Annotated in this window: 18 protein-coding genes, 1 tRNA gene and 1 pseudogene; 5 read left to right on the plus strand and 15 right to left on the minus strand. The window is 72.5% G+C overall.

Annotated features, from left to right (window positions below):
- Nucleotides 1-57 precede the first annotated feature (57 nt).
- The 4 genes from AR3_RS18300 to AR3_RS18315 form a co-directional block, all read right to left on the minus strand.
- The gene (locus AR3_RS18300; protein ID WP_083951658.1) at nt 58-1,038 is read right to left on the minus strand and encodes a ribose-phosphate diphosphokinase; all 981 of its coding nucleotides are present in this window, start codon (nt 1,036-1,038) and stop codon (nt 58-60) included.
- Between the two features lie 334 nt (nt 1,039-1,372).
- Entirely contained in the window at nt 1,373-2,830 is a 1,458-nt protein-coding gene (gene glmU / locus AR3_RS18305; RefSeq protein WP_067915447.1) for a bifunctional UDP-N-acetylglucosamine diphosphorylase/glucosamine-1-phosphate N-acetyltransferase GlmU, read from the minus strand.
- 362 nt (nt 2,831-3,192) lie between these two features.
- Nucleotides 3,193-3,265 (minus strand) — tRNA-Gln (locus AR3_RS18310).
- A 66-nt stretch (nt 3,266-3,331) separates the two neighbouring features.
- On the minus strand, nt 3,332-4,093 hold the full coding sequence (locus tag AR3_RS18315) for a hypothetical protein (protein WP_067915448.1): 762 nt from the start codon (nt 4,091-4,093) through the stop codon (nt 3,332-3,334).
- A gap of 373 nt (nt 4,094-4,466) precedes the next feature.
- Here AR3_RS18315 and AR3_RS18320 point away from each other — a divergent pair, with 373 nt between their 5' ends.
- Both AR3_RS18320 and AR3_RS18325 read left to right on the plus strand, forming a co-directional pair.
- The gene (locus AR3_RS18320; protein ID WP_067915449.1) at nt 4,467-5,426 is read left to right on the plus strand and encodes an acyl-CoA desaturase; all 960 of its coding nucleotides are present in this window, start codon (nt 4,467-4,469) and stop codon (nt 5,424-5,426) included.
- 53 nt (nt 5,427-5,479) lie between these two features.
- Nucleotides 5,480-6,175 (plus strand): TetR/AcrR family transcriptional regulator, encoded by a 696-nt coding sequence (locus AR3_RS18325; protein WP_067915450.1) that lies wholly within the window; start codon nt 5,480-5,482, stop codon nt 6,173-6,175.
- Nucleotides 6,176-6,787: 612 nt separating this feature from the next.
- On the opposite strand, the gene AR3_RS18330 is transcribed toward AR3_RS18325, so the two are convergent.
- The gene (locus AR3_RS18330; protein ID WP_067915451.1) at nt 6,788-7,588 is read right to left on the minus strand and encodes a trans-aconitate 2-methyltransferase; all 801 of its coding nucleotides are present in this window, start codon (nt 7,586-7,588) and stop codon (nt 6,788-6,790) included.
- Between the two features lie 76 nt (nt 7,589-7,664).
- Between AR3_RS18330 and AR3_RS18335 the strand changes: the two genes are divergently transcribed.
- The gene (locus AR3_RS18335; protein WP_067915463.1) at nt 7,665-8,171 is read left to right on the plus strand and encodes a MarR family winged helix-turn-helix transcriptional regulator; all 507 of its coding nucleotides are present in this window, start codon (nt 7,665-7,667) and stop codon (nt 8,169-8,171) included.
- Nucleotides 8,172-8,175: 4 nt separating this feature from the next.
- Here the strand turns inward: AR3_RS18335 and AR3_RS18340 are convergent, their stop codons facing one another.
- From AR3_RS18340 to metG, 8 genes and pseudogenes are all read right to left on the minus strand, one after another.
- Complete coding sequence (locus AR3_RS18340) at nt 8,176-9,945, minus strand: ABC-F family ATP-binding cassette domain-containing protein (protein ID WP_083951659.1); 1,770 nt, start codon at nt 9,943-9,945, stop codon at nt 8,176-8,178.
- 48 nt (nt 9,946-9,993) lie between these two features.
- On the minus strand, nt 9,994-10,395 hold the full coding sequence (locus AR3_RS18345; protein ID WP_146150166.1) for a hypothetical protein: 402 nt from the start codon (nt 10,393-10,395) through the stop codon (nt 9,994-9,996).
- 93 nt (nt 10,396-10,488) lie between these two features.
- Nucleotides 10,489-11,388, minus strand: coding sequence for a 4-(cytidine 5'-diphospho)-2-C-methyl-D-erythritol kinase (locus AR3_RS18350; protein WP_106258245.1), 900 nt, complete (start codon nt 11,386-11,388; stop codon nt 10,489-10,491).
- A 32-nt stretch (nt 11,389-11,420) separates the two neighbouring features.
- Nucleotides 11,421-12,431, minus strand: coding sequence for a glycoside hydrolase family 26 protein (locus tag AR3_RS30700; RefSeq protein WP_146150165.1), 1,011 nt, complete (start codon nt 12,429-12,431; stop codon nt 11,421-11,423).
- Nucleotides 12,432-12,651: 220 nt separating this feature from the next.
- Nucleotides 12,652-13,527, minus strand: a pseudogene (gene rsmA, locus AR3_RS18360) (16S rRNA (adenine(1518)-N(6)/adenine(1519)-N(6))-dimethyltransferase RsmA); the annotation flags it as partial.
- A gap of 76 nt (nt 13,528-13,603) precedes the next feature.
- Nucleotides 13,604-14,434 carry a resuscitation-promoting factor gene (locus AR3_RS18365; protein WP_227022943.1) on the minus strand — a complete coding sequence of 277 codons (831 nt, stop codon included), beginning with the start codon at nt 14,432-14,434 and terminating at the stop codon, nt 13,604-13,606.
- 160 nt (nt 14,435-14,594) lie between these two features.
- Nucleotides 14,595-15,425 carry a TatD family hydrolase gene (locus tag AR3_RS18370; RefSeq protein WP_067915456.1) on the minus strand — a complete coding sequence of 277 codons (831 nt, stop codon included), beginning with the start codon at nt 15,423-15,425 and terminating at the stop codon, nt 14,595-14,597.
- Nucleotides 15,422-17,233: a methionine--tRNA ligase gene (metG, locus tag AR3_RS18375; RefSeq protein WP_067915457.1), complete on the minus strand. Its 1,812-nt coding sequence runs from the start codon at nt 17,231-17,233 to the stop codon at nt 15,422-15,424. Before metG ends, AR3_RS18370 begins: the two co-directional genes overlap by 4 nt.
- Nucleotides 17,234-17,378: 145 nt before the next feature.
- On the opposite strand from metG, the gene AR3_RS18380 reads away from it, so the two are divergent.
- Nucleotides 17,379-18,992, plus strand: coding sequence for an ArnT family glycosyltransferase (locus tag AR3_RS18380; RefSeq protein ID WP_067915458.1), 1,614 nt, complete (start codon nt 17,379-17,381; stop codon nt 18,990-18,992).
- Nucleotides 18,993-19,001: 9 nt separating this feature from the next.
- Here AR3_RS18380 and AR3_RS18385 read toward each other — a convergent pair whose 3' ends face one another.
- Both AR3_RS18385 and AR3_RS18390 read right to left on the minus strand, forming a co-directional pair.
- Nucleotides 19,002-20,786 carry a hypothetical protein gene (locus tag AR3_RS18385; protein ID WP_067915459.1) on the minus strand — a complete coding sequence of 595 codons (1,785 nt, stop codon included), beginning with the start codon at nt 20,784-20,786 and terminating at the stop codon, nt 19,002-19,004.
- 259 nt (nt 20,787-21,045) lie between these two features.
- Nucleotides 21,046-22,470, minus strand: a complete 1,425-nt coding sequence (locus AR3_RS18390; RefSeq protein WP_227022942.1) for a glycosyltransferase family 2 protein — start codon at nt 22,468-22,470, stop codon at nt 21,046-21,048.
- Nucleotides 22,471-22,799: 329 nt separating this feature from the next.
- Between AR3_RS18390 and AR3_RS31770 the strand changes: the two genes are divergently transcribed.
- The coding region (locus AR3_RS31770; protein ID WP_217998628.1) for a hypothetical protein at nt 22,800-22,987 on the plus strand (188 nt) is incomplete at its 3' end.

Here is a 22,987-nt window from a genome sequence, read left to right on the forward strand (position 1 = left end):
TCTAGCCGATGCGCGACCGCCCGAACGCCCGCAGGGGCGCCCGTCCCGGGACGCCGGTCAGCTGTGGCCGCCGAAGAGGCTGGTCACCGAGCCGTCGCTGAACACCTCGTTGATGGCGCGGGCCACCAGCGGCGCGATCGACAGCACCGTCAGCTTGTCGAACTGCTTCTCCTCCGGGATCGGCAGCGTGTTGGTCAGCACCACCTCGGAGATCGGCGAATTCTTCAACCGGTCCACCGCCGGACCCGACAGCACCCCGTGCGTGGCCGCCACCACGACCCGGCTGGCGCCGTGGTCGAACAGCGCGTCCGCCGCCTTCACGATGGTGCCGCCGGTGTCGATCATGTCGTCCACCACCACGCAGGTCCGGCCCGCCACCTCGCCGACCACGTCGAACACCTTCACCTCGTTGGCCACGTCCGGGTCGCGCTTCTTGTGGATGATCGCCATCGGCACGCCGCCCAGCCGGTCGCTCCACCGCTCGGTCATCCGCACCCGCCCGGCGTCCGGCGCCACCACCGTGACCTGGGACAGGTCCAGCCGCTTCTCGAAGTGCGAGGCGAGCAGGTCCAGCGCGAACAGATGATCGACGGGGCCGTCGAAGAACCCCTGGATCTGCGCCGTGTGCAGGTCCACCGTGATCAGCCGGTGCGCGCCGGCGGTCTTGAACAGGTCCGCCATCAGCCGGGCCGAGATCGGCTCGCGCCCGCGGTGCTTCTTGTCCTGACGGGCGTAGCCGAAGAACGGGGCCACCACGGTGATCCGCTTGGCGGACGCCCGCTTCAGCGCGTCCACCATGATCAGCTGCTCCATGATCCACTGATTGATGGGAGTCGTGTGGCTCTGGATCACGAACGCATCCGAACCGCGGACCGATTCGAGGAAGCGCACGAACGTCTCGCCGTTGGCGAAGTCGTACGCGGAGGTCGGCGTCAGCTCGACCTGGAGGTTGTCGGCTACTTCTTTGGCCAGGTCCGGGTGGGCGCGGCCGGTGAAGAGCATGAGCTTCTTCTGGCCGCTCGCCTTGATCCCACTCACCTCTGACAGCTCCCCCTCAATGGATGGTTCTCATGTGGGTGTTGTCCCCACTCCCCGCGCACCGAAAGAAGCGGATTCGGCGGCTCACGGGACGTCTTCTGTCGTTGTGCATGGGGACGACCCCCACCCGCCCACCGACCGGCAGACCCGGCCGACCGGCCTCACGCGCGGACGCGCGGCGGGACGCACCCGCACTCCGCCGACAGACCCCTTCCGTCGGCCGGCGGACGATTTCACGGCGAGACGCACGCGCCCCACCCTCCCCCCGCCCGGAACGGTCCGGACGGCGGACGTCACTCGGCCTCGCGGCAACACCCGGCCTCGCGACCGGACGCTAGGCGTCGCCGCCCTTCTCCTCGGCGGCGCTCCTCTCTTTGGCCCGACGGGCCGCCTCCGCGGCGGCGGTCCCCGGACGCCTGCGCTCCACCCAGCCCTCGACGTTGCGCTGCCGCCCGCGGGCGACCGCCATCGCCCCCGGCGGCACGTCCTGCACGATCACCGAGCCGGCCGCGGTGTACGCGCCGTCCCCGATGGTGACCGGGGCGACGAGCATGGTGTCGCTGCCCACCCGCGCATGGTCGCCGACCACGGTGCGGTGCTTCTTGACCCCGTCGTAGTTGACGAAGACGGTGCTGGCGCCGATGTTGCTGCCCTCGCCGATCTCGGCGTCCCCGACATAGGTCAGGTGCGGCACCTTCGAGCCCTCGCCGACCTGGGCGTTCTTCATCTCCACGTACGTGCCCGCCTTCGCCTTGCGGGCCAGGCGCGTGCCGGGCCGCAGGTAGGCGTACGGGCCGACCGACGCCTCCGGCCCGATCTCGGCCTCCACGCACACCGCGTTCACCACCGTGGCGTCGGCGCCGACCCGGGTGTCGGTGAGCGTGCACCCCGGGCCGACCCGCGCGCCCTCGGCCAGATGGGTGCGCCCGCGCAGCTGGGTCCCGGGATGGACCTCGACGTCCGGCTCGATCGTCACGTCCACGTCGACCCAGGTCGTGGCCGGGTCGACGATGGTCACCCCGGCCCGCATGTGCGCCTCCAGCAGCCGGTCGTTGAGCTGCCGCCGCGCCCGCGCGAGCTGCACGCGGTCGTTGACGCCCTGCGTCTCCACCCAGTCCGGCGTCAGGTGCGCGCCGGCGCGGTGGCCGTCGCCGCGCAGGATCGCCACCACGTCGGTCAGGTACTCCTCGCCGCCGGCGTTGTCGGTGGTGACCCGCTTGAGCGCGCCGCCCAGCAGGGTCCCGTCGAACGCGTACATGCCGACGTTGATCTCGCGGACCGCGCGCTGCTCCTCGGTGGCGTCCTTGTGCTCGACGATCGCGGCGAGCGAGCCGTCGGGGGCGCGCAGGATCCGACCGTAGCCCGTCGGGTCGGGGATCTCGGTGGTGAGGACGGTGGCGGCGTTGCCCTCCTCCTCGTGGGTGCGCACCATCGCGGCGAGCGTGGCGCCGCGCAGCAGCGGATGGTCGCCGTTGGTGACGACCACGGTGCCGCGCAGCTCGCCGACCTGCTCCAGCACGGTGCGGACCGCGTGCCCGGTGCCGCCCTGGCGCTCCTGCACGACCACCTCGGCCTTGGGCCAGCCCTGCTCCAGATGGGCGATCACCTGCTCCCGGCGGTGCCCGACGACCACGATCAACCGCTCGGGGTCCAGCTCGGCCGCGGCGGTCAGCACATGGCCGAGCATGGTGCGCCCGCACAGCTCATGCAGGACCTTGGCGGTACGGGACTTCATCCGGGTGCCCTCGCCCGCGGCGAGGACGATGACGGCAGCCGGGCGGCTAGCGCTCACTGGGAGGCTCCTCGGCATCGCGGTTAAGAACTCGGCACGGGCGCAACCGTATGGAGAGGTCCAACAGGCTGGCGACCTGCCCGTCATGGGGGCAGGCGGCAGGCCGCGGCTCACCCGACAACCGGAAGGATACCGCCCGTCCGTCTTGTGTCACCCCGGGGGCAGCCCGTCCTGCCGGATCGGCTCCCAGGTCAGGCGTGTCGCGACGCGTTCGGAGCGGTGGACGGGTCGGTATGCGGAACGGTGTGCGGAACGGCGTGCGGTCGGGGGGCGGCACGGAAGAAAGACGCGGACGGGCGGCGCCGGCGGACGCCCCCGCCCGGCGCCTCCGCGGCGCCATGGCGCCTCATTCGAACAAGGAGCTCCGCCGCCAGGATTCGAACCTGGAATCTTTGGGACCAAAACCCACTGCGTTACCAATTACGCCACGGCGGAACAACTCGGACATCCGACAGTCCGGGCCTTGACAGAGGATACAGAGTCCGACGCAGCGGCAACACATCAGTTTTCGGCCGTGTCCCGAGCGCGCAAGGTCCTGATCAGAGCCCGTTCGGACCGGTCGGCCAGATACGCCCGCGCGTGCTGCGGCCCGAGCATGGCGCCGTGCGCCCACCCTTCGATGCGGCGGTAGAGGTCGGCGCTCTTCCGCACGGCGATGTGCAGACAGCCGCGGTACTCGTCGCGGAGATTCTTCCTGACGGTCTTCGGGTTGTGCCTCTTGAGGACGGTCGTGCCGAACTCCTCCGGCGCGGCCCCGACGAGGTCCGCCCAGTACCGCACGGCGGCGTCGACGTCGGCGTTCTCGTGGATGTGCAGGCTGAAGCGGACGCAGTCGCGCGACACGCCCGCCGCCCGCAGAAAGCGGAGGAAGAAGAGGACGATCGCCGGATCGCTGTTGATGAACCTGACCCTCTCGGAGCGCCGGTAGATCTTGTCCTTGCCGCCTTCGCACCAGTAGACGAGGGCGCCCGCCACGAGGATCTCCCGATCGCCGAGCTCTCCGACCTGCTCGCAGGCGGCGAGTTTGGTCTCCAGTCGCCGCCGTTCGGCGCGCCGGTGGTAGGGCTCCCACCGGCTCTTCCACATCGCGGCGATCCGTTCCTGGGCGTACCCGGCGCGTTCCGGGGCGGGGACGTCGCGGAGGTAGCGAGAGCAGGTGCCGATGGAGATGCCGAGGGACCCCGCGATCTCGCGGCAGGTCCAGCCCTCGCGACGCAGGGAGATGGCCTTTTCTTGCAGTTCGGGGGGAAGTTTCTTGACCATGCGCCGCACTGTACGAGCGGGCGCTGACATTCCGATTATGGCCGAGCACGAAAAGTGATCGGGCGCGTCCCGACATTCAGTGACCAGCGGCGTGTTTAGGACGCGATAGGGCGAGCACGTCACAAGCGTCCGGCTCGGCGACGAGGCCGATCGGCACACCGCACCCGTCCGTCACGGACTCCCCTGGGAGGCCGCGGACGGGCACTCCACCACCGTGGCGCGCGGCGTCGCACACCGACCACGGGGTGTGAGCTTTGTGACCAGTGCGACACGGTTCCCCCCGATTTTACTTTTCGAGGCCTGTCCAACTTACGGCAGCGTAGGTTACGGTGGCGTAGGTAAGGCTGTCCCGACATGCAGGAAGTGGTGACCCATGACCAAAGCCCCCGTCGTCGACCCCCCGCTCCGTGACCGCCGGCCCCTTCCCGAGATCGACCCGGAGCCGCAGGGGACGTTCGAACGGGTCCTCGTCGCGGTGTTCACCGGTGTCCCGTTCCTCGCCCTGCTCGCCGCCGTTCCGATGGCCTGGGGCAGCTTCCTGGGCTGGACGGACGTGGCGCTGACCGCCGTGTTCTACGCCGTCTCCGCCGCCGGGATCACCGTCGGCTACCACCGGTACTTCACGCACGGCTCGTTCAAGGCCCGCCGCTGGCTGAAGATCGTGCTGGGGGTGTCCGGCAGCCTGGCCCTGGAGGGACCGGTGATCACCTGGGTGGCCGATCACCGGCGCCATCACAAGCACTCCGACAAGGAGGCCGACCCGCACTCGCCGTGGCGGTTCGGAAGCGACTGGAAGGGCCTGACCAAGGGCCTGCTCTGGGCGCACTACGGCTGGATGTTCGACGGCAACCGCACCTGCAAGGAGCGGTTCGCCAAGGACCTGCTGCGCGACCGCGACGTCGTGCGGATCCACCGCTCCTTCCCGGCGCTGGTCGCCGTGTCGCTGCTGCTGCCGGCGGCGCTCGGCGGTCTGCTCACCATGTCCTGGCAGGGCGCGTTGACCGCGTTCTTCTGGGCCGGGCTGGTCCGCATCAGCCTCGTGCACCACGTGACCTGGTCGGTCAACTCCATCTGCCACGTGTTCGGCAAGGAGGACTTCGAGGTCCGCGACAAGTCCCGCAACGTGTGGTGGCTGGCCATCCCGTCGCTGGGCGAGTCCTGGCACAACCTGCACCACGCGGAGCCGACCTGCGCCCGTCACGGGGTGCTCAAGGGCCAGGTCGACATCAGCGCCCGGATCATCCAGGCGTGCGAGAAGGCGGGCTGGGCGTACGACGTCCGCTGGCCCGACCCCGAGCGGCTGGCGGCGAAGCGGACGAAGCAGGCCGCCTGACCGACACAATTGGATGTGTGACAGAACCAGCCCCCCGGTCGAGGCGCAAGCGCATGACCGGAAAGGAACGACGGGAACAGCTGCTCACCATCGGACGCACGCTGTTCGCCGAGCGCGGCCTGGACGGCACGTCGGTCGAGGAGATCGCCGCCGCCGCGGGAGTGTCCAAGCCGGTCGTGTACGAGCACTTCGGCGGCAAGGAAGGGCTGTACGCGGTCGTGGTGGACCGGGAGTTCGAGAAGCTGCTCGCTCTCATCACCGAGGCGCTGACCTCGGCGATCCACTACCGCAGCAAGCTGGAGAAGGCCGCGCTGGCGCTGCTGGCCTACATCGAGGAGAACCCGGACGGGTTCCGGATCCTGGTGCGCGACTCCCACGGCGGCACCGGGACGGGCAGCTTCGCCAGCCTGCTCAGTGAGATCGCGGGCGAGGTCGAGTACGTCCTCGCCCGCGAGTTCGACCGCCACGGCTACGACGACAAGAACGCGCCGATGTACGCGCAGATGCTGGTCGGCATGGTGGCGTTGATCGGCCAGTGGTGGTTGGACGTGCGCAAGCCGAAGCGGGAGGAAGTGGCGGCGCACCTGGTGAACCTGGCGTGGAACGGCCTGTCCGGCCTGGAGGTGCGTCCGTCCCTGGACCCGAAGCGGCGGCGCAAGGAGCAGGAGCGCAGGGAGAAGGCCGCGGAGAAGGCCGCCGCCAAGGCCGAGAAGGCGCAGCGGAAGGCGCGCCGGGCCGAGCAGGGCTGACTCCGCCGCACCGTCCTCCGGCGGCCGGGCCGACGAGCTCGGCCGCCTCTTTCATGCCGTCGCCTCGAAGACCCTGACCCGCCGCTGGGCGACCAGCACATTCGTGTAGACCCCGGAGCGCTTCCAACACATGCGCCAGGTCCGCCCTCAGCAGGAGCCCCACGAGCGCTTGCTTTGGCCCCGAGACGGGGCGGCTGGTGCGCCGCCGGTGCTCCTTCACGACCTCGTCTTCTGCCCCTCCGGAGGTGGGCGGTGAGGCGGTGCAGAACGTAGCGGCGCACGGGTGGCCGGCAGGCAGGGCTGGGTGGTCGAAGTCGTCGCGGGGGTCGCGGATCTGACGCGGCGGCTTCCCAGGCGAACCGCGGCAGTCCTCCTGTCAGCGACTCCTCAACCCGCCGTTGGGGGCGTGGGCGCTGGTGGGGCGGGGATGGTGGGGAGCCGGTGGCCGCGTGAAGGTCGTTCGTGCGGCCACCGGCCGGGGTCGCCGGGCTCGGGTTGCGAGTCCGGGGTTCGGGAGGCGCGCCGGATCGGGCGCGCGGATGCCGCCCGCCGCGCGAGTCGGCACACCAGGGGAAAGGGTTCGGCTCCCCGCGCGGCGGACGGCATCGCGTCTCAGGGGTCTTCGCGGGCCGCCACGACGAAGATCCGGCGGAACGGGAAGACGGTTCCGTGCGGGGTAGGCGGGTACGCGCCGCGCAGGCACGCGCCGTAGACGTCGAGGAACTCGTTCGCCTCGGCGGGCCCGAGCGCGGAGAGCACGGGACGCAGGGTGGTGCCCTTCATCCATTCGAGCACCGGGTCGTCTCCGTGCAGGGTCTGCACGTAGGTGGTCTCCCAGGCGTCGACCGCGCAGCCGTGCCGGGTCAGCAGGTCGTGGTACCCGGCGGCGTCGCGGACGGGGCGGCCGGGGGCGAGGCCGCCGAGGCGGTCGCGCCAGCGGGGCGACGCGCACAGCTCGCGCAGGATGGCGTGGCTGGGCGCGTCGAAGTTGCCGGGGACCTGGAAGGCCAGGCGGCCGCCCGGGGCCAGCGCCTCGGTGGCCCAGCGGACGAGCAGGTCGTCGTGGTCGGGCACCCAGTGCAGGACGGCGTTGGACACGATGAGGTCGAGCGGCGCCGCGGGCCGCCAGGTCGTGACGTCCCCGACGGTGAAGCGCAGCCGGCCGGGGATCTCGTGGGCGCGGGCCGCGGCGACCATGTCCGGGGAGGAGTCGAGCGCCTCGATCACCGCGTCCGGCCAGCGGCGGGCCAGCGCGGCGGTCAGCTCGCCGGAGCCGCAGCCCAGGTCGGCGACGCGCCGGGGCGCGGCCAGGTCGACGCGGGCCATGAGGTCGGCGAACGGGCGGGCGCGCTCGTCTCCGAACACGCCGTACTGCGCCGGATCCCAGACGGCGGCCGCTGCTTGTCTCGACATCAAGAGACATGATGCCCGCGGCTGTATCTTGATGTCAAGAAAGTCTTCTCGATATCGAGACGAGTAGGCTGTGCGCATGCAGGATGAGGTCGACCGGCTGGTCGAGGCGTGGCACGCCGAGCGGCCCGATCTCGACGTGCGGCCGCTGCACGTCCTCAGCCGCGTGTCCCGGCTGGCCCGCCATCTGGACCGCGCCCGCCGCGCGGTGTTCGCCGCGCACCGGCTGGAGCCGTGGGAGTTCGACGTGCTGACCGCGCTGCGCCGGGCGGGCCACCCGTATCAGCTCAGCCCGGGCCGGCTGCTGCGCGCCACCCTGGTCACCTCCGGCACCATGACCAACCGGATCGACCGGCTGGCCGCGGCCGGGCTGGTGGAGCGGCACCCCGACCCGCAGGACAAGCGGGGCGTGCTGGTGCGGCTCACCGCGGCCGGTCAGGCCCGGGTGGACGCGGCGTTCGCCGATCTGCTGGACCGCGAGCACGCCATCCTGGAGGCGCTCACCCCCGAGCAGCGGGACACGCTGGCCGGGCTGCTGCGCACGCTGCTGATCCCGTTCGACTCGGACGGGGCGCCCCGGTCGTGACGGCTCAGCCGACCTCCTCGGCGAGCGTCAGCCATTCCTCCTCGACCTGCTCGGCCTCGGCCTGGACGGCTTTCAGCTCGGCGTCGAGCTCTTGGAGGCGCTCGTAGTCGGTGGCGTGGGCGGCGAGGAGCTCGTGCAGCTCCTCCCGGCGCTCGGCCAGCTTGTCCAGGCGCCGTTCGAGCCGGTCGAGCTCCTTGCGGGCCCGCCATGCCCGCGCGGAGTCCTTCGGCTTGTCCGGCTTGGCGGCCGGGGCCGGGGACGAGGCGGCGGACGGGCGGGTGGGCGCCCGGCCTCGGCGGCGGCGGTCCAGGTACTCGTCCACGCCGCCGGGCAGCAGCGACAGCCGTCCGTCGCCGAGCAGCGCCACCACGTGGTCGGTGACGCGTTCCAGGAAGTAGCGGTCGTGGCTGACGACCACGAGGGTGCCGGGCCAGCCGTCGAGCAGGTCCTCGACCTCGTTGAGCGTCTCGATGTCCAGGTCGTTGGTGGGCTCGTCGAGCAGCAGGACGTTCGGCTCGTCCATCAGCAGGCGCAGCAGCTGCAGGCGGCGCCGCTCGCCGCCGGACAGGTCGCCGACCGGCGTCCACTGCCGTTCGCCGCGGAAGCCGAGGCGCTCCAGCAGCTGGACGGCGGTCCACTCGCGCTTGCCGACGGTGACGCGCCGCCTGATCTCCTCGACCGACTCCAGCACGCGGCGGCGGGGGTCGAGCTCGTCCAGGTTCTGCGACAGGTGCGCCAGACGGACGGTCTTGCCGCGGACGACGCGTCCCTGCGTCGGGGCGACCGCGCCGTCCAGCAGGCGCAGCAGGGTGCTCTTGCCGCTGCCGTTGACGCCGACCACGCCGACCCGGTCGCCCGGGCCGAGCCGCCAGGTCAGGCGCCGGAAGAGGGCGGTGGAGCCGACCTCGACGGTCGCGTCCTCCACGTCGATGACGGTCTTGCCGAGCCGGGCGGTGGCGAACCGGGTCAGCTCCACGGTGTCGCGGGGCGGCGGCTCGTCGGCGATGAGCGCCTGCGCCGCCTCCAGCCGGAACTTGGGCTTGGACGTGCGGGCCTGGGGGCCGCGGCGCAGCCACGCCAGCTCCTTGCGCAGCAGGTTCCGCCGCCTGACCTCGGCGGCCGCGGCGAGGCGGGCGCGTTCGGCCTTGGCCAGCACGTACGCCGAGTAGCCGCCCTCGTAGCGTTCGACGCGGCCGTCGACGACCTCCCAGGTGCGGTCGGTGACCTCGTCGAGGAACCACCGGTCGTGCGTGACGACCAGCAGCGCCGTGCCGCGGGCCTTCAGGTGCCGGGCCAGCCAGTCGATGGCCTCGATGTCGAGGTGGTTGGTGGGCTCGTCCAGGACCAGCAGGTCGGACTCGGGCGCCAGCAGCCGGGCCAGGGCGACGCGGCGCCGCTCGCCGCCGGACATCCCGGCGACGGGCGCGTCCAGGTCCACGTCGGCCAGCAGGCCGGCGAGCACGTCGCGGACGCGGGGGTCGCCCGCCCATTCGTGCTCGGCGCGGTCGCCCAGCACCACCGAACGGACGGTGGCGCCGTCGGGGAACGCGTCGCGCTGCGGCAGGTATCCCAGGCGCAGGCCGCGCGCATGGACGACCCGTCCCTCGTCCGGCTCGACGCGCCGCGCGATGATCGAGACCAGGGTGCTCTTGCCGCCGCCGTTGCGCCCGACGACGCCGACGCGGTCGCGGTCGTCGAGTCCGAGGGACACCCCGTCCAGCAGCGGGACCGGGCCGTACGCCTTGCCGACGTTCTCCAGATTGATCAGGTTCACGACGTCCTCCAGGCTACCGACACCGCGCCGCGCCCGGCGCCGGGCGGCTCAGGAGCCGGAGCCGGTGGGGCCGTCGCCGGGAGGGCTGGAGGAGCCGTCCGGCGAGTCGCCGCGGCCCGGGTCGGGGGACCCGCCGGACCAGCCGCCGTCGGATCCGTATCCGCCGCCCTGCGCCTGGTAGGGGTCAGGGGCTTGGTAGGGGGCAGGGGCTTGGTAGGGGTCCTGGGCCTGGTACGGGTAGTGCGCTGCGGGGTCCGGCGAGGCGCCGTAGAACGGCGCGTCCGTCCCGTAGTACGGCGGGCCGCTTGGGCCGGGGTACGGCGGCGCGCCCCACCCGGTCGGGGGCGGCTGCTGCCCGCCGTTCTTCGTCACCGCGATGACGAGCACCACGGCGCCGACGACCACGGCGATCGCGAGCACCACCAGCACGAGGAAAAGGAGAGAGGCCAACGTGCCCGCCTTTCGGCTGTTTTTCCATCAGACGCGGCCGCCTCGGACGCGGTTCGCGGGCGCCCCGCCGCGCGCCGGGGCGCCCGCCCGCGGTCACAGGACGGTGGCGCCGGGGGCGGGGCCGGTCGCGCGCAGCGTGGAGGCGGCCACGCCGCGTTCCGCCAGGGCCGCGGCCAGGTCGGCGGCGTGCCGGTCGGACTCGGCCAGGAACGCGCACGTCGGACCGGAGCCGGAGACCAGCGCGCCCAGGGCGCCGAGGTCGCGGCCCGCGTCGAGGGTGCGGCGCAGGTCCGGTCGCAGCGACAGGGCGGCCGGCTGCAGGTCGTTGTGCAGGGCGGCGGCGAGGTCCTTGGCGCTGCCCGCGGCCAGGGCGGCGGCGAGCTCGTCGGACGCCTCGGGGGGCGGGACGCGGCGTCCGGCGCGCAGCCGGTCGCATTCGGCGTAGACGGCGGGGGTGGACAGTCCGCCGTGGGCCATGGCGAACACCCAGTGGAAGGTGCCGCCGGTGGGCAGCGGGGTGAGCCGCTCGCCGCGGCCCAGGCCCACGGCGGTGCCGCCCATCAGGGCGAACGGCACGTCGCTGCCGAGCTCGGCGGCCAGCTCCATCAGGTCGAGGCGTCCGCCGTCGTCCCACAGCCGGGCGCAGGCGAGCAGCGCGGCGGCCGCGTCGGCGCTGCCGCCGGCCATGCCGCCCGCGACGGGGATGGCCTTGCGGACGCGCAGCGCGACGCGGGGCTCGACGCCGAGCCGCGCCGCGACCAGGCGCGCCGCCCGCACGGCGAGGTTGCGGTCGTCGACCGGGACGTCGGCGACCGGCACCGGCGAGCCGGGGGCGGCCTCGACGCGCACCTGCAGCCGGTCGGCCGGCGCGGCGGTCACCTCGTCGAACAGCGACACCGCGTGGAAGACGTTGACCAGGTCGTGGTACCCGTCGTCGCGGAGGGGCCCCACGCTGAGCCCGACGTTGACCTTGGCGGGCGCTCGAACGGTAATGGCGGTCACGGGACGAACCCTATGCCAGGCGCTCACTGCCCGCCGGTGACGGGCAGGTTGCGGGGGTTGAAGTACGGGGCGGTGGCGAACTCGCGCAGCGCCGACACCGCGTGCTTGTCGCCCGTCACCGAGTACTTGCGGCGGTCGTCGCGCGGCTCGGTGGCGTGCTCGTCGGAGTTGAAGTACACCACGGCCTTGACCTGCGGGTGCTGGAGCGTCTGGGCGGCCTTGCGCAGCCACTCGGCGCGCCGGTCGCCGTAGGAGCGCGGCACCCCGAACTCCGCCACCATGATCGGCTTTGCGCGGCCGTCGGCCCATTCCAGGAAGCCGCGGATCGGCTCGGACAGGTCGCGGTACTCGTAGTCGGCGCCGGGGTAGACGTCGGCGCAGATCCAGTCGACCTGGTCGTCGCCGGGGTAGAACGGCTCGGCCTCGCCGGAGGAGAACCCCCCGGCGGTCGGGCACCACACCCACGCCACGTTGGCGACCCGCTCCTGGGCGAACACCGACCGGATGTGCTTCCACGCGGCCACGAAGTCGCCCGGCGAGTGGATCTTGGTGTTGCGCAGGCTCTCCTTGTCCATGTCGCGCTGCCAGCGCAGGAACACCGGCTTGCCGAGGGCCTTGACGGCGCGGGCCCGCTCCCGGATCAGCGCGTCGTGCTCGCCGCGGACGATCTCCCGGGTGTCGGTGCCGGACCAGGTGAGCAGCAGGTACCGGGAGCTGCGCGCCACGGCGGCGTCGGTCTCGTCGGGGAACTTGGACTTCCAGCCGTGGAAGGTCTGCACGATGTCCAGGCTGCGGCCGAGCCCGCGTTCGAAGCCGGCGACCGCCGCCATGCCGGGGCCGCCCGGCGCGTCGTCGGCGTCGTCCGCCGCGTCGCCGGTCAGCTCGTCGGGGGACACCCAGGCGCCGAAGTAGGCGCCCTTGCCGGGCGGTGTGGGGGCGACCCCCGCCCGGGCCGTGGTCTTGATCTTCGGTGTGGAGACCGCGCCGCTGCTACTGCACCCGGCCGCGACCGCCGTCACGGCCAGAGCCGCCACGGGCGCCAGTGCCCGCGCCGCCCGCGAACGCGCCTTGAACATGATCCTCCGCCTCATTCCGGTGACGCCCGGCCGGACCGCGCGGCTCCGCGTCGGACGCGTCGGTCCCGGGCGCGTCCGCGGGAGGCGGGTCCGCCGCTGGCGAGTCCGCTTCGGCCGGCCCCTGCCGGCCAGTGCCGGGGCCGGCGCACCGGTCGCCCGCCGGTTCCGGCCCGCTTCCAGGACCATACTGGGCAATGCGGGCGAAGGCGGCCACGTCCAGAGCTTCGCCTCGGGCGCGCGGGTCGACGCCCGCCGCCCGCAGCGCCCGCTCGGCGGCGTCCGGGCCGCCGGCCCAGGCCGCAAGCGCGGCCCGCAGCGTCTTGCGCCGCTGCGCGAACGCGGCGTCGACCACGGCGAACACCTGCTCGCGGGTGGCGGCGGTGGGCGGCGGGTCGCGGCGTTCGAACGCCACCAGGCCCGAGTCGACGTTCGGGACCGGCCAGAACACCGTGCGGCCGACCGGTCCGGCGCGGCGCGCCCGCCCGAACCAGGCCAGCTTCACCGACGGCACGCCGTAGATCTTGCTGCCGGGCGTCGCGGTCATCCGGTCGGCGACCTCGGCCTGCACCATCACCAGGGCGCGCCGCAGCGACGGCAGCGCGGCCAGCAGGTGCAGCACCACGGGCACGGCCACGTTGTAGGGCAGGTTGGCGACCAGCGCGGTCGGCTCGGGCCCCGGGGGGCGCGTGAGCTTCAGCGCGTCGGCGCGCACGACCTCGAGCCGGTCGGCGAGGTGCGGCGCGCGTTCGGCGACCGTCGCGGGCAGCGCCGCGGCGAGCACCGGGTCGATCTCCACGGCCACGACCCGGCGCACGCGGGGCAGCAGCGCCAGCGTGAGCGAGCCGAGGCCGGGCCCGACTTCGATCACCACGTCGTCGGGCGCCACGTCGGCGGCGCGGACGATCCGGCGCACCGTGTTGGCGTCGACGACGAAGTTCTGCCCGAGCGTCTTGGTCGGCCGCACGCCCAGCCGCGCGGCGAGGTCGCGGATGTCGGCGGGGCCGAGGAGCGGGCCGTCCGCCGTGCCGTCGGTGTCGTCTGTGTCGTCCCCCACCCGTCCAGTGTCCCAGTGTTCGGGGGGTCGTCGGTCCCGGCCGGCGCGCTCGCGGCGCCCGAGGAGGGTCACGGGGTCACGTGAACAGGCGGCTGCCGCAGTGGGGCCACTGGCCCTGCCAGCGGCCGTTCACCTTGACGTAGAGGAGCTGGGCGCGGTAGGTCTGCTCGGCCGGGCTGGCGTCGCTGGGCTTGCCCTTGCCGCCGACCGACGCCCACGACTGCAGGGAGAACTGGTAGAGGCCGTAGTACCCGGCGGGGTTGACGGCCTTGGGGTTGCCGCCGGACTCGCACTTGGCCAGCGCCGCCCAGTTCAGCCGGGCGGCCGCGCCCACGCCCTCGGGCTTCGGGCCGACCGCGAGGATCTGCGCCACCGGCTTGCGCTTGACCTTCTCGGCGATGACGACCAGGACCTTGCGGCCCTTCCGCCGGACGTAGGCGGTCTTCACGATCTTGATGCCGGGGCGGCCCTTGCGCAGCACCTTCTCGGTCCACGGCTCCAGCGACGGCTGCGTCTTGCGGACGACCGGCGCGGGCACCTTGACGACCTTGACGACCGGCTTGGACAGCAGCCGCACCACCTTGATCAGGTTCCCGGCGGGGGCGTTGCGGGGCGGCGCCACCAGGTCGTAGGGGCCGAGCGGGATCTTGGCCTGGGCGAGCACCTCGTCGACCGTCCGGCCGGTGGTCGTGACCGTGGTCTTCTTCTTGTCCACCACGATGACGACCTGGCGGGGCGGCGCGCTGGTGCGCGGGGCGTCCGCGGCGGCGGCCGTGTCGCGGGGCGCGGGCTCGCCGCCGCCGCAGCCGGCCGCCGACAACGCGAGGGGCACCGCCAGGAGCATGCAGAACGCCGAGGTACGGGGGGAACGACGCACCTTCTCCTCCACCGATGCCGAGAGGGGCATCAAGGCACACAAAACGCGTTAACGGCGTAGCACACTAGAGCCACTCGACCACCGTCCGCCACTCAGATCACTAGATATGGCGATACGAGGGTGCGTTCGGGCGGCGAGAAGCGTCACCGGGCCGCGGAGGCGGCGGCACCGGCCGGGCGGGAGGAGAGGGTCACCAGGGGCCGAAGACGCGCTCCCCGGTGGCGGCGATCGCGGCGCACAGGTCGTCCACGTCCACGCCCTTGACCTCGGCCATGAAGCGGACGGTGTGCGGGATCAGGTACGAGGAGTTCGGCTTGCCGCGGTGCGGGACGGGCGTCAGGAACGGCGCGTCCGTCTCCACCAGCAGGAGGTCCAGCGGCGCGGCCCGCAGCGCCTCGCGCAGCGGCTCGGCGTTCTTGAACGTCACGTTGCCCGCGAAGCTCATCACATAGCCCTGGGCGGCGCATTCCTTGGCCATGGCGGCGTCCCCGGAGAAGCAGTGGAAGACCACCTTCTCGGGGGCGCCCTCCTCGCGGAGGATGCGCAGCACGTCGTCGTGGGCCTCGCGGTCGTGGATGACCAGGGCCTTGCCGGTGCGCTTGGCGATGTCGATGTGCGCGCGGAACGAGCGGTGCTGGTCGTCCTTGGGCGCCCAGTCGCGGTAGTAGTCCAGGCCCGTCTCCCCCACCGCGCGCACCCAGGGCCGGGCCGCCATGTCGGCGATGTCGTTGAGGACCGCGTCGCTGACGCCGGCGGTCTCGTTGGGGTGGATCGCCACGCCCGCGTACACGTCGTCGTGCGCGGCGGCGACGTCGGCGGCCCATTGCGAGGAGGCCAGATCGCAGCCGATCGTGACGATCCGAGTGATGCCCGCCGCCTTGGCGGCCGCCACGGCCTCCTCCACCGGGACGTCCAGCATGTCCAGGTGGCAGTGGCTGTCGAAGACAGGCACCGGCAGCGGGTCGGGCAGCGGCGGGAACCGGCCCGCCGCGTACCCGTCCGTCGCACCGCGTCCGGTCACCGGCCGGCCTCCTCCAGGCGCGCCAGCTCCTCATCGATCACCGAGGAGTCCAGCTTCTTGAACAGCGGCGTCGGCTTGGACAGCGGCGTGCCCGGCCGGATCGGCCGCGACTCCCACACCGCCTCGGTGTCGTAGGACCCGGTGAGCACCGGGTAGGTGTTGACGTCGCCGTCCTCGCCCTCCTCGGTGACCTCCTTCAACTCGGGCATGCCGCTCCACACGCCCTGCCCGCCGAGCATCTCGTAGACCTTCTGGGACGACTTCGGCAGGAACGGGGTGAGCAGCGTCTTGGCGTCGTCCACCACCTGCAGCGCCACGTGCAGGATCGTCTTGACCCGCTCCGGGTCGTCCTTGAGCTTCCACGGCGCCTGCTCCGACAGGTACTTGTTGGCGTCGCGGACGACGTCCATCGCCTCGCCCATCGCGTTCTTGAAACGGGACCGGCCGAGCTCGGCGCCGACCGCGTCGAACGCGGTGCGGCTGCGCTCCAGCAGCGCCCGGTCGACGTCGGTCAGCTCGCCCGCCTCCGGGATCCGCCCGAAGTTCTTGGCGGCCATGTTGATCGACCGGTTGACCAGGTTGCCCCAGGCGGCCACCAGCTCGTCGTTGTTGCGGCGGACGAACTCGGCCCAGGTGAAGTCGGTGTCGTTGTTCTCCGGACCGGCCACGGCGATGAAGTAGCGCAGCGCGTCGACGTCGTAGCGCTCCAGGAAGTCCTTGACGTAGATGACCACCTGGCGGGACGAGGAGAACTTCTTGCCCTCCATCGTCAGGAACTCCGACGACACCACCTCGGTCGGCAGGTTCAGCGCGCCCATCGAGCCGGGCTTGCCGCCCTTGTCGCCCTTGCCGCTGTAGCCGAGCAGCATCGCCGGCCAGATCTCGGCGTGGAAGACGATGTTGTCCTTGCCCATGAAGTAGTAGGACAGGGCGTCGGGGTCCTGCCACCAGGCCCGCCACGCCTCGGGGTCGCCGGACCGGCGCGCCCACTCCACCGACGCCGAGAAGTAGCCGACGACCGCGTCGAACCACACGTACAGCTTCTTGGCCGGGTTGTCGCGCCAGCCGTCCAGCGGGATCGGCACGCCCCAGTCGAGGTCGCGGCTGATCGCCCGGGGCTGCATGTCGTCCAGCAGGTTGAGGGAGAACTTCAGCACGTTGGGCCGCCACTGCCCCTGCTTGGACCGCAGGTAGCGGCCGAGCGCGTCGGTGAACGCCGGCAGGTCGAGCATGAAGTGCTCGGTCTCGACGAACTTCGGCTTCTCCCCGTTGATCCGGCTGACCGGGTTGATCAGGTCGATGGGGTCGAGCTGGTTGCCGCAGTTGTCGCACTGGTCGCCGCGGGCGCCGTCGTACCCGCAGATCGGGCAGGTGCCCTCGATGTAGCGGTCGGGCAGCGTCCGGCCGGTGGACGGCGAGATCGCGCCCATCGTGGTCGTGGTGAAGATGTAGCCGTTGTCGTACAGCCCCTTGAAGATCTCCTGCACCACCGCGTAGTGGTTGCGGGTGGTGGTGCGGGTGAACAGGTCGTACGACATGCCGAGGCCGAGCAGGTCCTCGGCGATCACCCGGTTGTAGCGGTCGGCCAGCTCGCGGGCGGTGACGCCCTCCTTGTCGGCCTGCACCTGGATGGGCGTGCCGTGCTCGTCGGTGCCGCTGACCATCAGGACCTTGTTCCCCGCCATCCGCTGGTAGCGGCTGAACATGTCGCAGGGCAGCGCGAAACCGGAGACGTGCCCGATGTGGCGGGGCCCGTTGGCGTACGGCCAGGCGGGCGCGGTCAGGATGTGCCGACTCGACGAGGACATGCAATCAAGACTACGGCCCCGCCGGACGCGCTCGTCCCCAATCCCGAAGTGTCGCCCCCCATTTGGGCCCGGTTAGCCGTGCCCTTCCGGCTTCAGCCGATAACCTGCGGGAGGTTCCGACCCGGACGCGGAGAGCAGCAGCAGGATGACCAAGACCACGGTACGTGAGTCGGCCGCCTCGCCGAGCCCGTCCAGCCCGCGATCATCGGACCGGTGGGCGCGGGCGGCGTCGCGGCTGCGGCGGATGCCGTCGCGGCGGCGGGCCGTGCTGCTGTCGGCGCTGGTCGCCGCGTGCGCGGTGCTGGCGCAGTGGGTGCTGATGGTGCCGCCGCTGTACTTCGACCCGTACTACGTGTGGGAGGCGGCCCGGCGCTGGCCGGACATCCCGCTGGACCAGTGGCCGTTCAACGAGGTGCCGCACCAGGTGACGCGGATCGGGCTGGTGCTGCCCGCCCGGCTGGCCATGGAGGTGTTCGGCGAGGGGCAGGCCGCCTACTTCGTGATCTCGGCCGTGGGCGGGTGCCTGTTCTTCGTCGGCTGCTACCTGGTCGTCCGGTCGCTGTTCGGGGACCTGGCCGGGGTGGCGTCGGCGCTGCTCCTGGTCGTCCACCCGTTCTTCACGATCACCAACCCGTTCGGCCACGAGATCACCTGGTCGACCGGGGTGATGCTGCCCGACATGCCCGGCGCCGGGCTGTTCGCGATCGGGATGGCCGCGCTGGTGACGGCGAGCCGCCGGACGGGGCGGGCGCAGACCCGGCTGCTGCTGGCCGCCGGGCTGTTCATGGGCTCGTCGTTCCTGGTCCGCGAGTTCCTGGCGTTCCTGTTCCTGCCGATCCCGGTCTACCTGTGGCTGCTGCGGATCCCGTGGCGGCGCAACCTCGTCGTGGCCGCGCCGATGGCGGGGGTCCTGGCGTTCAATCTGGTGCACAACGCGCTGGTATGGGGCAACCCGATGGCGGGGCTGCGGTCGGCGGCCGGGCACGGCGGTGAGCCGAACGAGCCGGTGACGCGGCCGTGGGCGGCGGGCTCGTTCGTCCGCGCCATGGCGGACTGGCACTGGCTCGGCACGATCTTCCTGGTGGCGCTCGGGCTCGCCGTCGTGGGCTGGGCGGTCACCCGGGACCGGCGGCTGGCGCTCGTCCTGGTGTGGTTCCTGGCGCTGTGGGCGCCGATCACGCTGCTGTCGGGGGTGCTCGACCCGCACGACATCTCGCTGCGGGGCTGGCTGCTGCGGTACTGGTTCTCGGTGCTGCCCGCGCTGCTGGCGGGCGGGTTCGGCGCGATCGTGCTGCTGGTGCGGCGCCTGGCCGCGGACGGCGCGGCGCGCGACTGGGTCCAGGTGGTCGCGGTGGCGCTGGCGTGGGCGCTGGTGGGGGCGTACGCGGTGACGGCGGTGCGGGCCGTGCCGGACCTGCCGCGCGACCGCGCCTGGAACGAGCTGCGGGTGTGGCTGAAGGGCCGCGACGACATCCCGGTGATCTGGGCCGACCGGCGCCTGGCGCAGACCATGACGTTCTACACCCGGTCCATGTGGGGCGACGTGCAGTGGCACGGCCGGATCCACCACTTCCAGCACGTCGTCCCGGCCCTGCCGGAGGGCGCGTACCAGGCGCCGATGCTCTACACCCGCTGGCGCGGCATGGAGCTGCAGATCGCCGGCGGCTACCGGCCGAGCCCGCGGGACGGCTGGCGGCTGCTGTGGCGGTCGTCCGACGGCGTGCTGGAGATCTGGGACCACTCCGGCCGGTACCGCTGAGTCGGGCGCTCAGTCCGTGGGGCGCTGCCAGGCGACCCAGTCTCCCTCGGGGGTGCGGTGCTCGGCCACGACGCGCCAGCCGGGCGGCGCGGTGCGCCAGGTGGCGGACGCGGGCATGCTCTTGTCCCACGCCAGGATCACCAGGTCGACGTCGGTGGGCGGGGCCTGGTTGCGGCCGTCGAAGCCGCGCACCTCCGTCCACCACACCCAGTACATCTGCGGCAGGCGGATCTTCCACGCGACCGTCCAGTCGATCGCCACGGTCCGCTGGTCCCTCGGGTCGGCGATCGGACGCAGGTCGGTCATCGCGGTGTAGTCGCGGACCATCGGCCGGGCGATGTACCAGGTGGCGGTGGTGTTCATGGCCAGGTGCAGGCAGCACAGCAGCGCCGCCGGCAGGACGGGGCCGTGCCGGGGGATCCGGGCCGCCGCCACCGCCGCGGCGAGCAGCGCCAGACCGGCGAACGTGACGGGCCACAGCCGGAACTCGTTCCAGTTCCAGGCCAGGAAGGACGGCTCGGGGAAGTCGTACTGGGTGAACGTGTAGGTGGTGAGCCGGTCCCCCGCGTACCACTGGACGATCCCGGCGGTGAGGACGGCCAGTCCGGCCGCCGTCCCCGCCGCCGCCAGCACCGCGGGACGGGATCCGCGCAGCACGAACGCCGCCCCCACGGCGAACAGGATCGGCGTCACGCATGCCAGATAGCGGCCGTAGGCGTAGTTGCCGACGCGGTACTCGTCGGGCAGCGCCGCGGAGGTGGCCAGGGCGATGCCGCCTACCAGGGCGAGCAGCGCCAGGGCCAGGGCGCGCACCTGCGGCGCGGTCCCCCGCCGCACCGCCACGGCCGCCGCGGCCACCAGGCCGACGCCCGCCAGGCCGGCCGTGACCGCGATCTGGTACCAGACCTGGCCGGTGGCCAGCGACAGCGCCCACCCCCAGCCGTCCACGGTGGTGAGCCGCTGCACGAAGTTGGCCTCGAGGTTGTTGTCCCCGTTCGGGTACATGTGCGGCAGCAGGTACCCGTTGAGCTTCGTCCCGGCCGCGGCGGCGACGACGAGCGGAACCGTGCCGAGGGCCGTCCACTTCCAGGGCCGCCAGCGGCACAGGACGGCGCAGCCGACCAGCCCCGCGTGCACCAGCACGAGGATGATCCCGCGCGTGTGGGCGGTGTAGGCGTAGGCGGCGAGCAGGCCGGCGCCCGCCCCGTACAGGGTCGTCCGCGCCGGAGAGGAGTCGGCGGTCAGCCAGGAGTGCGCGAGCAGCAGCCAGCCGAGCAGCACCACCGGCAGCACCGCGTCGGTGAGCACGAACTCGGCGTAGAACACCACGGCGGGGAGCAGCGCGGTGGCGTGCGCGAACGCGTACGCCACGCGGCGCGACAGCCGCAGGCGGCGCAGCAGGACGAAGGACAGCGGCAGCATCCCCGCGCTGACCAGCGCGTTGATGCCGATGGCCAGGCGGTAGACGGCGACCGGCTCGTCGGCCAGCCAGAACGCGGGCAGCAGGAGCAGCGGGTAGCCGCCGCGGTAGATGGTGCTCCACGACAGGTCGGCGTCCGGGCCGCCGGTCAGCACCCGGGCGGCGAACAGGTAGCCGGTCTCGTCGGGGGTGGCCACCGGCATGGTCTGGCGCGAGGCCAGCCACAGCCGCACCGCCACCTGCCCGAGCCAGCCGAGCAGGAGCAGCAGCCCCCAGCCGCGCAGCAGGCGCCGCGCCGTGCGCCCGGTACGAGGCGGGGCGGTCCGGACCGGCGACTGCGCGACCGGCGGCGCCGCCGTCTGCGGGCCCCCCATCACGGCGTACCGGACGGGTCGCCGGGGCTCACGAGCAAGGGATCCATCGCCGGGTCAGCCTGTCACAATCCGGGCGCCGAGGCGTACACGGGCAGGAAACGCTCAGGAAGTTCTCGGCTTCGAGCGCGCCGAGCGACGCGACGGTCACGCAGCGCCACGGCGCGGCGGCGGATGGATTCGCGGGAAGACATGACGGTTGGGAGCTCGCGGTGCGACGGGGCGAAGGAGACGGCCCGGGCGCGGCGGGCGCGCGTCGGCGTCAGGCGTCGGTGTCCTTGGGCTTGACGTGCACGACCTTGACGTTGCCGGAGCCGAACTCCGTCGGCTTGGCGGTGCCGGACTCGGCGGCCTTCCCGCCCTTGCCGGACTTCGCGGCCTTGGTGCTCTTCCCCGCCTTCGCGGTCGCGGCGGCCTCGGCGGGCTCGGCGTCGGCGGAGGTCTCGTCGTCCGCGGCGAGCGCGTCGCCCTCGCCGGACACGCGGCGGGCGGCGGCGTCCACCACGCCCGCCGCCTCCTCGGCCACGTCCACGGCCGGCGGGTGCTGGCGGCGGCGGATCTGCAGGATGCTCAGGAACAGCGCGGCGAACACCGCCTGGAGGCTCATCATCAGGGCGGTGGCGGCGGGCACCACGATGCGCAGCGACTCGCGCGGGTTCAGCTCGCCGAAGTTGTTGATCCGCCAGTGCAGCAGCGAGGCGATCAGTCCGGCGAAGCCCGCCAGGGCGAGCAGGCCGCCGACCACCAGGCCGCGCTCCAGGCTCAGCCAGTCGACGACGCGCTTGACCCGCGGGTCGTGCGGCAGGAACCCCTCCTGCATCGCGTAGACCTTGGTGAGCAGGGCGAAGATCACCGACTGGAAGCCGATGATCATCGCCGCGGCGGCGCCGACCAGGGTGTCGACGTCGAAGGCGATCTCGCCGACCCGCACCGGGCCGAACGACAGCGCGATCCCGGCGATCAGTCCGAGCGTCATAAAGACGAGGCCGGGGATCAGGAACAGCCACCGCGGGCTGTAGAGGAGGAGGAAGCGCAGATGACGCCAGCCGTCACGCCAGGTGTTCAGGTGCGGCGGACGCGAGCGCCCGTCCGGCGACAGCGTGGTGGGCACCTCGCGGATGTCGTACTTGGCCAGCGTGGCCTTGACGACCATCTCGCTGGCGAACTCCATGCCGCCGGTCTGCAGCCCGAGCCGCAGGATCGACTCCCGGTTGAAGGCGCGCAGCCCGCAGTGGAAGTCGCCGATCTTGCTGCGGAAGAACAGCCGGCCGATGAAGCTGAGGACGGGGTTGCCCACGTAGCGGTGCAGCCAGGGCATGGCGCCCGGGGCGATGCCGCCCTTGAAGCGGTTGCCCATGACCAGGTCCGCGCCGTCCCGCAGCTCCTCCAGGAACGGCATCAGGGTGGTGAAGTCGTAGGAGTCGTCGGCGTCGCCCATGGCCACGTACTTGCCGCGGGCGGCGCGGATGCCGCCCATCAGCGCGTTGCCGTAGCCCTTGTCGATGACGGGCACCACGCGGGCCCCGGCCTCGCGGGCGAGCTGCTGGCTGCCGTCGGTGCTGCCGTTGTCGGCGACGACGACCTCGCCGTCGATGCCGTGCTTCTCGAAGAACCCGACCGTCTTGCGGACGCAGGTTGCGACAGTCTCGGCCTCGTTGAGGCACGGCATCACTACGGAGAGTTCCACGCGATCTCCTTCGTTACCCCTGGTGACCGTCTGCGGTATTTTTCACTAATCTCGTCATGTCCCGCCGGGCGGCCCGTCCTACGCCATGATGCCTGCCGGAGAGGGGCGTTGCCCGCCGCTCCCACCAAGAGCGCCCGTATCGTGTTGCCCAGATGCAACTCAAACACCCGCTCCGCAACGGTCGCGGGAGGCAGGCTAGGGGCACAAGCATACGGGCACCGCGGCCCGGAGGGTGTGGTTCGGCCGTGTGGCGGCATGGCTTGACGGCGCGGCGAGGCAGTGCCGCTGTTCGGGGAACCGGCGACGGACAACGAGTGGGAGGTGCGGCCGTGGCGGGAAACGCGGCGCGGGGCACGGTGCTCGGTGAGGACGCGGAGGCCACGCGATCCGCGGGGGACGCCGACGGGGAGCCGCCGCGGACGCCGGGCGCGTCGCGGGCGTCCCGAACGCGGGGCCTGGCCGGGCGTGTCGGCTCGCCGTCCTGGCGGCAGGCCGGGCCGTGGGCGCTGCGGGCGGC

It is taken from the genome of Actinomadura rubrobrunea NBRC 15275, from assembly GCF_001552235.1.
Taxonomy (GTDB): domain Bacteria; phylum Actinomycetota; class Actinomycetes; order Streptosporangiales; family Streptosporangiaceae; genus Spirillospora; species Spirillospora viridilutea.

What these genes read in the sequence shown, in the direction of transcription:
- AR3_RS18330 (WP_067915451.1), bottom strand. Translation starts at nt 7,588, where the DNA reads ATGTCGAGACAAGCAGCGGCCGCCGTCTGGGATCCGGCGCAGTACGGC.
- AR3_RS18365 (WP_227022943.1), bottom strand. Translation starts at nt 14,434, where the DNA reads ATGCCCCTCTCGGCATCGGTGGAGGAGAAGGTGCGTCGTTCCCCCCGT.
- AR3_RS18315 (WP_067915448.1), bottom strand. Translation starts at nt 4,093, where the DNA reads ATGGTCAAGAAACTTCCCCCCGAACTGCAAGAAAAGGCCATCTCCCTG.
- metG (WP_067915457.1), bottom strand. Translation starts at nt 17,233, where the DNA reads ATGTCCTCGTCGAGTCGGCACATCCTGACCGCGCCCGCCTGGCCGTAC.
- AR3_RS18325 (WP_067915450.1), top strand. Translation starts at nt 5,480, where the DNA reads ATGACCGGAAAGGAACGACGGGAACAGCTGCTCACCATCGGACGCACG.
- AR3_RS18380 (WP_067915458.1), top strand. Translation starts at nt 17,379, where the DNA reads ATGACCAAGACCACGGTACGTGAGTCGGCCGCCTCGCCGAGCCCGTCC.
- AR3_RS18385 (WP_067915459.1), bottom strand. Translation starts at nt 20,786, where the DNA reads ATGGGGGGCCCGCAGACGGCGGCGCCGCCGGTCGCGCAGTCGCCGGTC.
- AR3_RS18320 (WP_067915449.1), top strand. Translation starts at nt 4,467, where the DNA reads ATGACCAAAGCCCCCGTCGTCGACCCCCCGCTCCGTGACCGCCGGCCC.
- AR3_RS18335 (WP_067915463.1), top strand. Translation starts at nt 7,665, where the DNA reads ATGCAGGATGAGGTCGACCGGCTGGTCGAGGCGTGGCACGCCGAGCGG.